The sequence below is a fragment of the Pseudomonas sp. Fl5BN2 genome, from assembly GCF_009908205.1.
In the GTDB taxonomy this organism is placed as follows: Bacteria; Pseudomonadota; Gammaproteobacteria; order Pseudomonadales; family Pseudomonadaceae; genus Aquipseudomonas.
In genome coordinates this window covers 146,925-160,120 of the sequence record NZ_JAAARL010000017.1, presented here as the reverse complement: position 1 = coordinate 160,120, position 13,196 = coordinate 146,925, and the positions used below count along the sequence as shown (strand labels likewise).

The following is a 13,196-nucleotide window of genomic DNA, read 5'->3' as shown; positions in this document are numbered from 1 at the left end:
TGATGCTGCGACGTCAGGCTTTGGCGCTGGGCAGCCTGCTGCTCAGCGCAGTGACCTTGGGCGGCTGGACGCTGTTCAAGCAAAAGGGCAAAGCGCCCTTGCTGCTTTCGGCCAGGGACGATGGTGATGGCAAACACTACGCCGTCGGTTTTCAGCTGGACGGTCAACAGGTGTTTGCCACCCAGGTCGGCCAGCGTTGCCACGACATCATCAATCACCCAAGCCTGCCGATCGCCTTGTTCGTGGCGCGGCGCCCGGGCACCGAAAGCTACTTGATCGACCTGCGGGACGGCACCCTGCTGCAAACCGTGGCCTCACAGCCCGACCGGCACTTCTACGGACACGCGGTGGTCCACAAGGACGGCCAGTGGCTGTACGCCACCGAGAACGACACCCGTGATCCGGGCCGTGGCCTGCTGGGCATCTATCGCTTCGAAGGCGAGCGCCTGGTACACAGCGGCGAATTGTCCACCCACGGAATTGGCCCGCATCAGGTGTCATGGATGCCCGACGGGGAAACCCTGGTGGTGGCCAACGGCGGTATCCGCACCGAAGCAGAAAGTCGGGTGGAGATGAACCTCGACGCCATGGCGCCGAGCCTGGTGTTGATGCAGCGCGACGGTACGCTGCTGAGCAAGGAAACCCTGGCCCAGCAGATGAACAGCGTGCGCCACATGGGTATCGCCAGCGACGGCACCATTGTCACCGGCCAACAATTCATGGGGGCAGCCCATGAGTCCTCGGAGCTGTTGGCGATCAAGCGACCGGGCCAGCCCTTCGCGGCCTTCCCGGTGGCCGAACAGCAATTGCAAGCCATGGGGCACTACACTGCCAGCGTCGCGGTACACAGCGACCTGCGACTGGTAGCCCTGACCGCCCCCCGGGGCAATCGCTTCTTCATCTGGGACCTGGACAGCGGCAGCGTGCGGGTCGACGCGCCACTGCCAGACTGCGCAGGAGTTGGTGCCGTAGCCGACGGTTTCGTGGTCACCTCGGGGCAAGGTCGTTGCCGCTTCTATGACTGCCGCCAGACACCGATTGTGGCCAAGCCCCTGGAGCTGCCTGCCGGGCTCTGGGACAACCACCTGCATCTGGTATGAGACGCTGCTTGCACGCCTTCCGGGGTCACTGTGAGCGCCTGAACGGCAGAAAATAAAAGGCCCCGCGATGCGAGGCCTTCAAGTGGCAGTAATACGGCTTCAACTTTGCGGTTTCAACCCTTGTGTCATGCCGAACATGAACAACAACAGATCATGATCGGGCTTGGCCGCTACAGAGGCCTTCGCTACCCGCGGCAGCGGACAATGAGCACCTTGGGCAGCACTGAGCACCTGCGTTCGTGGTTGCTCCCAGACAACCAGGGCCAAGGAAGCAACTGCCAAGGCTCCTGCCAGGAACAAACCTCGTGCAATTTCTAGCTTCATAGCTATAAACCTTTGATGGAGCTGCCAAACACCGTTCTATAAAAGTAGTAGAGCTTTTGCCAATCCGCGCCATTCCACGACGAATGGCGGCGCAGCTGCTTGAGGTCATGAGCGGCAGCCCGTTGACTGCTCAGACGCTGCCGACACTTCTCGAAATCCAGCAAGGCAACCTTCACCCGAGCCTGCTCGCCTTCGCCATCCACACGCACGAAAACATGCTTGGCATACAGGCAACCATGCTGCCAGCGGCCCTTGTGCATGCGCGCCAGGGTCGTCGCCAGGGCCTGCAACAGTCGGTCATGGAAGGCCTCACCATGGCGCTCGCGCCCACCGGCGGCATACCAGGTATCGACCTCGACAAAACCATCGAGCGCTGCGGTAACCAGCAAGGCCTGCCATTGATTCTGCGAATCACGCCGGGAACCACAGAACACCAATTCCGGCACCCCTACGTCGAGCAGACGCAAACCCATCATTGCATCCCGCTCGCGCAAAACCGTCGGTCGACCAAAAGGGTGCTGCCAACTGCGATAAATATGGCCGATCTGCCGCTTGGCGTAGAGCAGACGACCGCTGGTGCTGAGGATTCGCTGTACGCCGCTCTCGCCGCCTCGACGCTGATTGGGCTCCTCGACCCACTCACCTTGTTTGTTCCAGAAGTACTCGAAGCGATCTGAGGGCGCGGCATCCATTTCCGAAGCACATTCAACAGCCATCCTTTTACCTCTTGCGTAGTACGTACACTCGCCACATGGCGTAGAGCGGAAAGAAGTCCAAGTGCTCCTGGACACGAAAACCGGCTTGCCTGAATTCTTCTTCTACCATCGCTGCCGGTAACACGAAACGATTCTGGTAACCCTCCAGCCCAACATCGGACAGTCGCTTGCGCTCCATGCGCTTGCGCTTCCAGGCCTTGAAATTACCATCGACCCACAGCGAAATGATCACGCTGTCTCGAGTCACCCGCTGAAACTCCCGTAGCAGTGTCATCCGATGCTCGGCCTCGCCGATGTGATGCAACAGGCGCATGGAGAAAATACAATCCACGGCGTTATCCGGCAAATCGATGGCAAATGCAGATGTCTGCAAGGGCTTGACCCGTTTCAGCACTTCAGCCGGCTGCGCCACCGTGGCGGTGCTCAACATCGCCGCTGAATTGTCCGCACCGATGATGACGCGATTGGCCTTTTCGGCCAGCAGCGGCCAGAAACGACCTGCACCGCATGGCAGGTCCAGTACCAGCCCCGGCTCTCCTACCAGGGCCAGCGCGGCGCGGGCCAATTGTTCATCGCGCTTGTGCGACAACTGACGCGCCAGGCCATCCTGATGCTTGAGCAGATATTCCTGAGCATGTTGAGCATCGTACTTGTCGGAAAATTCCAGCTTGATCGGGGTAGCCATCATCAAGGTCTCCTACTGCTGATAGCGCCACCTTAGGCAGCGGCATGTCAGCCACAGGTCATCCCTTTGTGAAAACTTTGTCCCGTCCGACCGAGAAATATTGCAGGGTTTTACAGCCTGTCGACAGTGGCCTGGGGCCACTTGATTGGAAAAATCGACAAGCACCTGCCCCGGTAAAACGAGGCCAGGTGGAATCCATCAAGTCTTGGCCGATTGCAGTTGCACGTGAAAACGACAGCCATTGGGAGTCATCGTGCTGAGGCTGACACTCCAACCCTGGTTCTCGCAAATACGCTGGACCAGGGATAATCCAAGCCCCAAACCTTCGCCACGCTGTTCTTCACCACGCACGAAGGGCTGGAACATCGCCTCGCGTTTTTCCTCGGGAATACCAACCCCACTGTCCTCTACTACAAAGCCGTCAGGTGCCAGGCTAAGGCGAATAAACCCGCGCTCGGTGTAGTGCAAGGCGTTACGCAGCAGATTGCCCATGACCGCATGCAGGAAGGTTGCGTTATAGCGCATGTCGCCGGGTTGACCGGGCTCAAAGATCAACTCAATACCCTTGTCATTGATCGATTGGCTCCACACTCCCAGCAGGTCATTGGCAGCCTGTTTCAGGGTCAGTTGCGGCGACATGCTGGCGTCTTCCCGCTGGGCTCGCGCCAGCATCAGGAAGGTCTGTACCAACTCACGCATCTCTTCGCACGCCCGGGCAATCCGTTCGACCTGCGCCCGCCCGCGCAGATCCAGCCCTGGGTTTTCCAGGAGCAACTCGCAGGAAGTGGCCAAGACCATCAGCGGTGTGCGCAGTTCGTGACTGACATCACTGGTAAACAGCCGCTCGCGACTCAACGCCTGACGCAGGCGCCCCAGGGTCGCGTCGAAGGCAATGGCCAACTCACCGACCTCGTCCGCCGCGTAATCCGGAGCCAGCGGCGGGGCCAGCCCCAGTAACTGATCGCGATGACGTACTTGCCGTGCCAGACGTACCACCGGCGCCATCACCCGACGTGCCAGAATCCAGCCGAGGAACACCGCAAGCGCCAGGCTGAGGACAAAACCCACCAGTACCACGGCGAACAGAATGCGCTCGCGCTCTTCAAAATCACTTTGATCCTGCAGCAGCACATAGCGTCGACCATCGACCACTTCAACTATCGCGTGGTAGGACAGTTGCTCGCGAAAGACCTCATGAAAGCCCGGGTCCAGATGACGCAGGTCCTTGGGCAACTCGAAATCACCGCGCCCACCGCTGAAGTAGAACAACTGGTCGGGCTCGGGACGGTGGCGCCAGTCGGCAATGTCATCCATCAACAACAAGCGTTGCAGGTCACCGCCCAAACCGGCGGAGATGAGTTTCTCCTCCACCAGGTGCACGGTCGCCACGATGCCCATGGCAAACGCTCCCGCCACCAAGGCGCTCATCAAGGCAAAGGCAATGATGATGCGCTGGGCAAGGCTCTGCTTAAACTCCATCACGCCCCTCGGCCAAGCGGTAGCCGACACCGTGCACGGTGTGCAGCAGCGGCTTGGCGAACGGTTTGTCGATCACTTGGCGCAGTTGGTGGACATGGCTGCGCAGGCTGTCGCTGTCTGGGCAATCATCACCCCAGAGGGCTTCTTCGAGAATTTCCCGGCGCAACACATGAGGGCTCTTCTGCATCAACACCGCCAGCAGCTTGAGCCCTACCGGGTTGAGTTTGAGCAGGCGGCCCTCGCGGGTAACCTCCAGGGTATCGAGGTCATAGCTCAGGTCACCGACCTGCAAGGAACGTCGGCCACCACCCTGGGTACGCCGCATCACGGCCTCGATCCGCGCAGCCAGCTCCGAGAGGGCAAACGGCTTGAGCAGGTAATCATCGGCCCCGGACTTGAAGCCCTGGAGCCGGTCGTCCAGTTGGTCACGAGCGGTGAGCATGATCACCGGCGTGTCACGCCGGGCGTCTTCGCGCAGGCGCTTGCACAGGGTATAACCATCGATCCCCGGAAGCATGATGTCGAGCACGATCAGGTCGTAATGCTCGGTGGCGGCCAGGTGCAAGCCCGACAGACCGTCCTGGGCGCAGTCCACGGTATAGCCTTTGAGCCCCAGGTAATCAGCCAGGTTGGCGAGAATATCGCGGTTGTCTTCAACCAATAGAATTCGCATCGGAACTCTCTCCCTACACAGTTACAGCCGTCTTGGCACGCGCAGCTTAAGGCCAAGTCCGACACACCGCCAGAGTTGTTGCCAGGTTCCGGAGCCCGCTCCGACGCCGTGAGCGGCTTGACGAGTTTTTCACCACGGTTTCACCCGCGGACGACAGGGGCAAGACCAGAATTGGTGCATTTGCCCGCGAAGAGAGCGGTCCGACGACACATTTCTCCGGGCACAAAAAAGCCCCGCCGGCTTTCACCGGCGGGGCTTTTTCAGTACAGGGGTAAGGCTGGCTTACATCATACCGCCCATGCCACCCATGCCGCCCATGTCTGGCATGCCGCCAGCCGAAGGCTTGTCTTCCACGATTTCAGCAACAGCGGCTTCGGTGGTCAGGATCAGGCCGCCGATGGAGGATGCTGCTTGCAGCGCGGAACGGGTCACCTTGGTTGGATCCAGGATACCCATTTCGATCATGTCGCCGTATACGCCGGTAGCAGCGTTGTAACCGAAGTTACCCGAACCCTGCTTGACCTTGTCGACAACAACGCTTGGCTCGTCGCCGGAGTTGGCAACAATCTGGCGCAGCGGAGCTTCGATAGCGCGACGCAGAACGGCGATACCTACGTCCTGATCGGCGTTGTCGCCTTTCAGGTCGTTGATGCCTTGCAGAGCACGGATCAGGGCTACGCCACCGCCAGGTACCACGCCTTCTTCAACGGCTGCACGGGTAGCGTGCAGGGCGTCTTCAACGCGGGCTTTCTTCTCTTTCATTTCAACTTCGGAACCAGCGCCAACCTTGATCACTGCAACGCCGCCGGACAGCTTGGCCAGACGCTCTTGCAGTTTTTCACGGTCGTAGTCGGACGAAGTGTCGGCTACTTGCTGACGGATCTGAGTCACACGAGCCTGGATGTCCGCTTCAACGCCAGCACCGTCGATGATGGTGGTGTTTTCTTTGGACAGGATCACGCGCTTGGCGTTACCCAGGTGCTCCAGGGTGGTGCTTTCCAGGCTCAGGCCGATCTCTTCGGAGATAACGGTACCGCCAGTCAGAACAGCGATGTCCTGCAGCATGGCCTTGCGACGGTCGCCAAAGCCTGGGGCTTTAACGGCGGCGACTTTAACGATGCCACGCATGTTGTTCACAACCAGAGTCGCCAGGGCTTCGCCTTCAACGTCTTCAGCCACGATCAGCAGTGGGCGGCCGGCTTTGGCAACAGCTTCCAGCACTGGCAGCATTTCGCGGATGTTGGAGATCTTCTTGTCCACCAGCAGGATCAGCGGACCGTCCAGCTCGGCAACCATGGTGTCCGGCTTGTTGATGAAGTACGGGGACAGGTAGCCACGGTCGAACTGCATGCCTTCAACAACCGACAGTTCGTTTTCCAGGCCCGAGCCTTCTTCAACGGTGATCACGCCTTCTTTGCCGACTTTTTCCATGGCTTCGGCAATGATGTCGCCGATGGAGTTGTCGGAGTTGGCGGAGATGGTGCCAACCTGAGCGATGGCCTTGGAATCAGCGCAAGGCTTGGACAGACCTTTCAGCTCTTTGACGATGGCGATGGTCGCCTTGTCGATGCCGCGTTTCAGGTCCATCGGGTTCATGCCGGCAGCGACGGCTTTCAGGCCTTCGTTGACGATCGACTGAGCCAGAACGGTAGCAGTGGTAGTACCGTCGCCAGCGTCATCGTTGGCACGGGAGGCAACGTCTTTGACCAGCTGCGCGCCCATGTTCTCGAAGCGATCTTTCAGCTCGATTTCTTTGGCAACGGAAACGCCGTCCTTGGTGATGGTCGGAGCGCCGAAGCTCTTCTCGATGATCACGTTACGGCCTTTCGGGCCCAGGGTCGCTTTTACTGCGTCAGCCAGGACGTTGACACCGGTGAGCATTTTCTTGCGGGCGGAATCGCCGAATTTAACTTCTTTAGCAGCCATGATCGATATTCCTTAAATACTTTGTAGTAACGGGAAAATGAGCGGGAAATCAGCCTTCGATAACAGCGAGAATTTCGTTCTCAGCCATTACCAGCAGGTCTTCGCCGTCTACTTTCACAGTGTTGCTGCCGGAGTACGGGCCAAACACCACTTTGTCACCCACTTTCACGGCCAGCGCACGTACTTCACCGTTGTCCAGCACACGGCCAGTACCTACAGCGACGATTTCGCCACGGTTAGGTTTTTCAGCGGCCGAACCAGGCAGAACGATACCGCCGGCAGTTTTCGATTCTTCTTCGCTGCGACGGATGACGACGCGGTCATGCAGAGGACGAAGCTTCATTGTCGATCTCTCCTAATTGTGGTTTTCAGCGGCCGGTGTCGATACCGGCGGGTTAACAAATCCGGCGTGGCCGGTTGCGGCTCGCGAGCGAGCCGCGGAAGTCTGTCTGGTACCAGCACCAGAAACCTTGCGGTGACCGTTACATAAGGGCGCATAAGGTTATTACAAGGGCTGGCTGACGAATTTTTTTACATCCCTTGCGGTAAAACCAACACGGCACCCGAAGGTGCCGTGTGTTTGAGCCAGAGACTTATGAGTCGCGATGTTCGAACTCGCCTTCGATGACATTGGGCTCACGACCCAACGGCTGTTGCGGCGCAGGACCGCCACGGGCCGCGCGCATGTCGTCGGCAAAGGCACGCTGGCGCTGGGCCTGCTCCTCGGCACGCCGGCGCATTTTATTGGCCAGCAGGCGACGGCTGATCGGCAGCAGCATCAGCAGGCCGAACACATCGCTAATGAAACCCGGCAGGATCAGCAGGCCGCCACCCAGCGCCAGCATCAGGCCCTCGAGCATTTGCTGGGCCGGCAACTCGCCGCGGTTGAGACTTTCACGGGCACGCAGTGCCGTGGCCAGGCCGGCCACGCGCAACACCAGCACACCGAGCATCGAACCGAGAATGATCAGCAGCAGGGCCGGGAAAAACCCGATGGCCGCGCTGACCTTGACGAAGACGAACAGCTCCAACACCGGAAACAGCAGAAAGAGCAACAGAAAAGGGCGCATCAAATGGTTTCCTCTGCGGAAGAATGCCTTCCAATAGACCTTAAATGACGTCGCCAATTCGTGAATTCAAGCACCGACAGCCGTTTTTTTCGGCCATTGATCGGCGTGAGCCAGGAAAACCAGGGCCTCGCGAACCTGTGTCGGCGTGTTGCAAGGGCTTGGGAACGGCAACCAGTACAGCTCCTGGCCGATGCGCAGGTGCATGCCCTCGGTATCGATCCCGACCAATTGCGCCGGCTCGTGGTTCGGCAACCCGGTGAGTTCGACGTAATGGGCAATGGCCTTGGCGTGGTCGCTGTTCATGTGCTCGACCATGTTCAGCTCGGCCTTGCCGGCGAAGGGGTTGGCCAGGGTCACCTGATCGACCCAGTGAATCGCGCCGAAACCGCCGATGTAGCGATGGCGCACCGGCTTGAGCACCCAGAAATCAAAGTCATGGGCCTTGTGGTAGTTCTGCGACTCGGGGAAATAGCGGTAGTAGCGCTCGGCGGCGGCCTCGATCGCGGCACTGTCCTCAAGCTTCTCGGCTTCGGCCAGGTAGGTCAGGCGTCCCACCGCCTGCACGTCTTCGGCACCCCGCTCTCCTACCAGCAGCGAACACTTGGGGTCCTTCTGCAGATTGTGGGTGTGCTGGGCGATACGACTGATGAGGATCAGCGGCCGTCCCTCGGCATCCAGGCAGTAAGGCACCACGGAACCGAAGGGAAAACCCGGCATGGCCTTGGAATGCGTCGCCAACGCGCCGCGGTATTCCTTGAGCAGCAATTCTCGTGCATTCTTGGCAGCTTCAACGCTCACATTGTGACTCCTTCCTTAAAATCCGTCGGAAACGGACGGGCGCCTGGAGCATTGTTCCAGCTACGCCAACGGGGCAATTCTCATCTGCAGCCAGGTCCGGCCGCCGGCCGAGGTTCCCCAACAAGGACAACCTTCAAAGACCTGCTAGCGGGACATGCAAATGCAACTCACTGACAAAGTAATCATTATCACGGGCGGTTGCCAAGGTCTGGGCCGCTCCATGGCCGAGTATTTCGCCGCCAAGGGCGCCAGGCTGGCCCTGGTGGACCTGAGCCAGGAAAAGCTCGACCAGGCCGTCGCCGCCTGCAAGGCCCATGGCAGCGACGCTCGTGCCTACCTGTGCAATGTCGCCGATGAAGAACAGGTCACCCAGATGGTGGCCCAGGTCGCCGAGGACTTTGGTGCCATCCACGGCTTGATCAACAACGCCGGGATCCTGCGTGACGGCCTGCTGGTCAAGGTCAAGGATGGCGAGATGACCAAGATGAGCCTGGCCCAATGGCAGGCGGTGATCGACGTCAACCTGACCGGGGTATTCCTTTGCACTCGGGAAGTGGCGGCGAAGATGATCGAGCTGAACAACAGCGGCGCGATCATCAACATCTCGTCGATCTCGCGCGCCGGCAATGTCGGCCAGACCAACTACTCGGCCGCCAAGGCTGGCGTGGCGTCAGCCACCGTGACCTGGGCCAAGGAACTGGCGCGCTACGGCATCCGCGTCGCGGGCATTGCCCCAGGTTTCATCGAGACCGAGATGACCCTGGGCATGAAGCCCGAGGCGCTGGAGAAGATGACCGCCGGCATTCCGCTCAAGCGCATGGGCAGGCCGGAAGAGATCGCCCACTCGGCGGCCTATATCTTCGAGAACGACTACTACACCGGGCGCATCCTGGAGATGGACGGCGGTTTGCGGGTCTGATCCTGCCGCACCTGCCGTAGGAGCCGGCTTGCCGGCGAAAGCGATCTCGCGGACGCCTTCGCCGGCAAGCCGGCTCCTACATACAAGCACCGGTCTCGGGTTTCAGTCGTCGCTGATGGTGATGTTGGGCATCGCCGGCGCGGCGGCTTCCTGCAATACGATGCGTGCTCCAACGTGCCGGGCCAACTCCTGGTAGACCATGGCGATCTGGCTTTCTGGTTCGGCGATCACCGTCGGCTTGCCGCCGTCGGCCTGCTCGCGGATCAGCATCGACAACGGCAGCGAAGCCAGCAGCTCGACGTCGTACTGGCTGGCCAGCTTTTCACCGCCACCTTCGCCAAACAGATGCTCGGCATGGCCGCAGTTGGAGCAGATGTGCACCGCCATGTTTTCCACCACGCCCAGCACTGGGATGTTAACCTTGCGGAACATCTCCACGCCCTTGCGCGCGTCCAGCAAAGCCAGGTCCTGAGGCGTAGTGACGATCACTGCGCCGGCCACCGGGACCTTCTGTGCCAGGGTCAACTGGATATCACCGGTGCCCGGCGGCATGTCGATCACCAAGTAGTCGAGGTTGCCCCAATCGGTCTGGGTCACCAGTTGCAGCAAGGCCCCGGAAACCATCGGGCCACGCCAGACCATCGGCGTGTTGTCGTCGGTAAGGAAGGCCATGGACATGACCTCGACCCCATGGGACTCGATCGGCACGAACCACTTCTGGTCCTTGATCTTCGGCCGGGTGCCTTCGGCGATGCCGAACATGATGCCCTGGCTCGGACCGTAGATATCGGCGTCGAGAATCCCCACCTTGGCGCCTTCCCGAGCCAGGGCTAGGGCCAGGTTGGCGGCGGTGGTGGACTTGCCCACGCCGCCCTTGCCGGAGGCTACCGCCACCACGTTCTTGACGTTGGCCAGGCCCGGGATCTGTGCCTGTGCCTTGTGCGCGGCGATCACGCTGGTGATCTCGACCTTGGCCGAGCTCACGCCGTCCAGGCCCTCGATGGCCAGTTGCAGCATCTGTGCCCAACCGCTCTTGAACAGACCGGCGGCATAACCCAGTTCCATGCGAACCGTGACCCGGTCGCCCTGGACGTCGATATCCCGCACACAGCCGGCGCTGACCGGATCCTGGTTCAGGTAAGGGTCGGTGTATTGGCGAAGGACGGCTTCCACCGCTGCGCGATTGACGGCGCTCATGGGCAACTCCGATAACAAGACAGGAAAATCAGCCGGCTATCCTACGCCGCCGACTCCTTTGTGGCGAGAAAGCTTGCTGTGCACAATCTGCCCGGAAAGGTGAAAAATCCGCGCCGGCGCTTTATAGTGGCCGACCTCCGTTTCATCAAGTAGCCGAGCCCCATGTCCGAGCCACGCAAGATCCTCGTCACCAGCGCCCTGCCCTATGCCAATGGTTCCATCCACCTTGGCCACATGCTTGAGTACATCCAGACCGACATGTGGGTGCGCTTCCAGAAGCATCGCGGCAATCAATGCATCTATGTCTGCGCGGACGACGCACACGGCTCGGCCATCATGTTGCGCGCGGAAAAGGAAGGCATTACTCCGGAACAGTTGATCGCCAATGTCCAGGCTGAGCACAGCGCCGACTTTGCCGATTTCCTGGTGGACTTCGATAACTTCCACTCCACTCACGCCGAAGAAAACCGTGAGCTGTCGAGCCAGATCTACCTGAAGCTGCGTGACGCCGGGCACATCGCGACCCGTTCGATCACCCAGTACTTCGACCCGGAAAAGAAAATGTTCCTGGCCGACCGCTTCATCAAGGGCACCTGCCCGAAATGCGGCACCGAGGACCAGTACGGTGACAACTGCGAAAAATGCGGCGCCACCTATGCACCGACCGACCTGAAGAATCCGAAATCGGCCATTTCCGGTGCAACTCCAGTGCTCAAGGACTCTCAGCACTTCTTCTTCAAGCTGCCGGACTTCCAGCAGATGCTGCAGGAGTGGACCCGCAGCGGCACCCTGCAGGACGCCGTGGCGAACAAGATTGCCGAGTGGCTGGATGTCGGCCTGCAGCAGTGGGATATCTCCCGTGATGCGCCGTACTTCGGTTTCGAGATCCCCGACGAGCCGGGCAAGTACTTCTATGTGTGGCTGGACGCGCCGATCGGCTACATGGCCAGCTTCAAGAACCTGTGCGAGCGTACGCCGGAGCTGGACTTCGACGCGTTCTGGGGCAAGGACTCCACCGCCGAGCTGTACCACTTCATCGGCAAGGACATCGTCAACTTCCACGCACTGTTCTGGCCGGCCATGCTCGAAGGCGCTGGTTTCCGCAAGCCGACCGGCATCAACGTACACGGTTACCTGACCGTCAACGGCCAGAAGATGTCCAAGTCCCGCGGCACCTTTATCAAGGCCCGGACTTACCTGGACCACCTGACGCCGGAATACCTGCGTTATTACTACGCGTCCAAGCTGGGCCGTGGCGTCGACGACCTGGACCTGAACCTCGAAGACTTCGTGCAGAAGGTCAACTCCGACCTGGTCGGCAAAGTGGTCAACATTGCCAGCCGTTGCGCCGGGTTCATCCACAAGGGCAATGCCGGTGTACTGGTGGCCGGCAGCGCCGCACCAGAACTCGACGCAGCGTTCCTGGCCGCCGCGCCAAGCATCGCCGAAGCCTATGAAGCCCGCGACTTTGCGCGTGCCATGCGCGAAATCATGGGCCTGGCCGACCGTGCCAACGCCTGGATCGCCGACAAGGCACCATGGTCGTTGAACAAGCAGGAAGGCAAGCAGGATGAAGTCCAGGCCATCTGCGCCCAGGGCATCAACCTGTTCCGCCAGTTGGTGATCTTCCTCAAGCCGGTGCTGCCGCTGCTGGCCGCCGATGCCGAGGCGTTCCTTAACGTCGCGCCGCTGACCTGGAACGACCATCAGACCCTGCTGAGCAACCATCAGTTGAACGAATTCAAGCCGCTGATGACGCGGATCGACCCGGTAAAGGTACAAGCCATGACCGACGCCTCGAAAGAAGACCTCGCGGCCAGCCAGACCGACACCAGCGCCAGCGCCCCACAAGGCAACGGCGAGCTGAGTAAGGACCCGCTGTCGCCGGAAATCGAGTTCGACGCCTTTGCCGCCGTGGATCTGCGCGTAGCCCTGATCCTCAAGGCCGAACACGTGGAAGGTGCCGACAAGCTGCTGCGCCTGACCCTGGATATCGGTGACGAACAGCGCAATGTGTTCTCCGGAATCAAGAGTGCCTACCCGGATCCGTCCAAGCTTGAAGGTCGCCTGACCATGATGATCGCCAACCTCAAGCCACGGAAAATGCGCTTTGGCATCTCCGAAGGCATGGTGATGGCCGCCGGCCCCGGCGGTGAAGAGATCTACCTGCTGAGCCCGGACAGCGGCGCCAAGCCAGGCCAGCGGATCAAGTAAGACTTCGCGCTGGACCCTATCCCCCCGTCGCGCACAGGCGTAACGGGGGGATTTGCATATCTGGCGCCCCTGCGCCCGCGCGGGAGTTTGCCTAC

13 protein-coding genes are annotated in these 13,196 nt (G+C 60.3%); 3 read left to right on the top strand and 10 right to left on the bottom strand.

Features of this window, described 5'->3' with window-relative positions:
* Positions 1-2 precede the first annotated feature (2 nt).
* The gene (locus GV819_RS23200) at positions 3-1,100 is read left to right on the top strand and encodes a DUF1513 domain-containing protein (RefSeq protein ID WP_161758394.1); all 1,098 of its coding nucleotides are present in this window, start codon (positions 3-5) and stop codon (positions 1,098-1,100) included.
* A 99-nt stretch (positions 1,101-1,199) separates the two neighbouring features.
* Here GV819_RS23200 and GV819_RS23195 read toward each other — a convergent pair whose 3' ends face one another.
* From GV819_RS23195 to GV819_RS23155, 9 genes are all read right to left on the bottom strand, one after another.
* The gene (locus tag GV819_RS23195) at positions 1,200-1,424 is read right to left on the bottom strand and encodes a hypothetical protein (protein WP_161758377.1); all 225 of its coding nucleotides are present in this window, start codon (positions 1,422-1,424) and stop codon (positions 1,200-1,202) included.
* A gap of 2 nt (positions 1,425-1,426) precedes the next feature.
* Positions 1,427-2,140 carry a lipopolysaccharide kinase InaA family protein gene (locus tag GV819_RS23190; protein ID WP_161758376.1) on the bottom strand — a complete coding sequence of 238 codons (714 nt, stop codon included), beginning with the start codon at positions 2,138-2,140 and terminating at the stop codon, positions 1,427-1,429.
* A gap of 4 nt (positions 2,141-2,144) precedes the next feature.
* The gene (locus tag GV819_RS23185) at positions 2,145-2,825 is read right to left on the bottom strand and encodes a class I SAM-dependent methyltransferase (RefSeq protein WP_161758375.1); all 681 of its coding nucleotides are present in this window, start codon (positions 2,823-2,825) and stop codon (positions 2,145-2,147) included.
* A 198-nt stretch (positions 2,826-3,023) separates the two neighbouring features.
* A complete protein-coding gene (locus GV819_RS23180; RefSeq protein ID WP_161758374.1) occupies positions 3,024-4,304 on the bottom strand; it encodes a sensor histidine kinase in 1,281 nt (426 codons plus the stop codon).
* Complete coding sequence (gene colR / locus GV819_RS23175; RefSeq protein ID WP_161758373.1) at positions 4,294-4,977, bottom strand: two-component system response regulator ColR; 684 nt, start codon at positions 4,975-4,977, stop codon at positions 4,294-4,296. The genes GV819_RS23180 and colR overlap by 11 nt, the downstream gene beginning before the upstream one ends.
* Before the next feature lie 282 nt (positions 4,978-5,259).
* Positions 5,260-6,903 (bottom strand): chaperonin GroEL, encoded by a 1,644-nt coding sequence (gene groL, locus GV819_RS23170; RefSeq protein WP_161758372.1) that lies wholly within the window; start codon positions 6,901-6,903, stop codon positions 5,260-5,262.
* A gap of 49 nt (positions 6,904-6,952) precedes the next feature.
* Entirely contained in the window at positions 6,953-7,246 is a 294-nt protein-coding gene (locus GV819_RS23165; RefSeq protein ID WP_011063093.1) for a co-chaperone GroES, read from the bottom strand.
* 250 nt (positions 7,247-7,496) lie between these two features.
* Positions 7,497-7,973, bottom strand: coding sequence for an FxsA family protein (locus GV819_RS23160; protein ID WP_161758371.1), 477 nt, complete (start codon positions 7,971-7,973; stop codon positions 7,497-7,499).
* Between the two features lie 66 nt (positions 7,974-8,039).
* Complete coding sequence (locus tag GV819_RS23155; RefSeq protein ID WP_161758370.1) at positions 8,040-8,771, bottom strand: HugZ family protein; 732 nt, start codon at positions 8,769-8,771, stop codon at positions 8,040-8,042.
* A 160-nt stretch (positions 8,772-8,931) separates the two neighbouring features.
* On the opposite strand from GV819_RS23155, the gene GV819_RS23150 reads away from it, so the two are divergent.
* Positions 8,932-9,690 carry an SDR family oxidoreductase gene (locus GV819_RS23150; protein WP_161758369.1) on the top strand — a complete coding sequence of 253 codons (759 nt, stop codon included), beginning with the start codon at positions 8,932-8,934 and terminating at the stop codon, positions 9,688-9,690.
* Positions 9,691-9,792: 102 nt separating this feature from the next.
* Here the strand turns inward: GV819_RS23150 and apbC are convergent, their stop codons facing one another.
* Complete coding sequence (apbC, locus tag GV819_RS23145; protein ID WP_110594902.1) at positions 9,793-10,887, bottom strand: iron-sulfur cluster carrier protein ApbC; 1,095 nt, start codon at positions 10,885-10,887, stop codon at positions 9,793-9,795.
* A gap of 162 nt (positions 10,888-11,049) precedes the next feature.
* On the opposite strand from apbC, the gene metG reads away from it, so the two are divergent.
* Positions 11,050-13,101: a methionine--tRNA ligase gene (gene metG, locus GV819_RS23140; RefSeq protein WP_161758368.1), complete on the top strand. Its 2,052-nt coding sequence runs from the start codon at positions 11,050-11,052 to the stop codon at positions 13,099-13,101.
* Positions 13,102-13,196: the final 95 nt, after the last annotated feature.

Excerpts from the sequence above, each read along its gene's own strand:
- GV819_RS23200 (WP_161758394.1), top strand. The coding sequence starts at position 3 with ATGCTGCGACGTCAGGCTTTGGCGCTGGGCAGCCTGCTGCTCAGCGCA.
- GV819_RS23195 (WP_161758377.1), bottom strand. The coding sequence starts at position 1,424 with ATGAAGCTAGAAATTGCACGAGGTTTGTTCCTGGCAGGAGCCTTGGCA.
- GV819_RS23190 (WP_161758376.1), bottom strand. The coding sequence starts at position 2,140 with ATGGCTGTTGAATGTGCTTCGGAAATGGATGCCGCGCCCTCAGATCGC.
- GV819_RS23185 (WP_161758375.1), bottom strand. The coding sequence starts at position 2,825 with ATGGCTACCCCGATCAAGCTGGAATTTTCCGACAAGTACGATGCTCAA.
- GV819_RS23180 (WP_161758374.1), bottom strand. The coding sequence starts at position 4,304 with ATGGAGTTTAAGCAGAGCCTTGCCCAGCGCATCATCATTGCCTTTGCC.
- colR (WP_161758373.1), bottom strand. The coding sequence starts at position 4,977 with ATGCGAATTCTATTGGTTGAAGACAACCGCGATATTCTCGCCAACCTG.
- groL (WP_161758372.1), bottom strand. The coding sequence starts at position 6,903 with ATGGCTGCTAAAGAAGTTAAATTCGGCGATTCCGCCCGCAAGAAAATG.
- GV819_RS23165 (WP_011063093.1), bottom strand. The coding sequence starts at position 7,246 with ATGAAGCTTCGTCCTCTGCATGACCGCGTCGTCATCCGTCGCAGCGAA.
- GV819_RS23160 (WP_161758371.1), bottom strand. The coding sequence starts at position 7,973 with ATGCGCCCTTTTCTGTTGCTCTTTCTGCTGTTTCCGGTGTTGGAGCTG.
- GV819_RS23150 (WP_161758369.1), top strand. The coding sequence starts at position 8,932 with ATGCAACTCACTGACAAAGTAATCATTATCACGGGCGGTTGCCAAGGT.
- apbC (WP_110594902.1), bottom strand. The coding sequence starts at position 10,887 with ATGAGCGCCGTCAATCGCGCAGCGGTGGAAGCCGTCCTTCGCCAATAC.
- metG (WP_161758368.1), top strand. The coding sequence starts at position 11,050 with ATGTCCGAGCCACGCAAGATCCTCGTCACCAGCGCCCTGCCCTATGCC.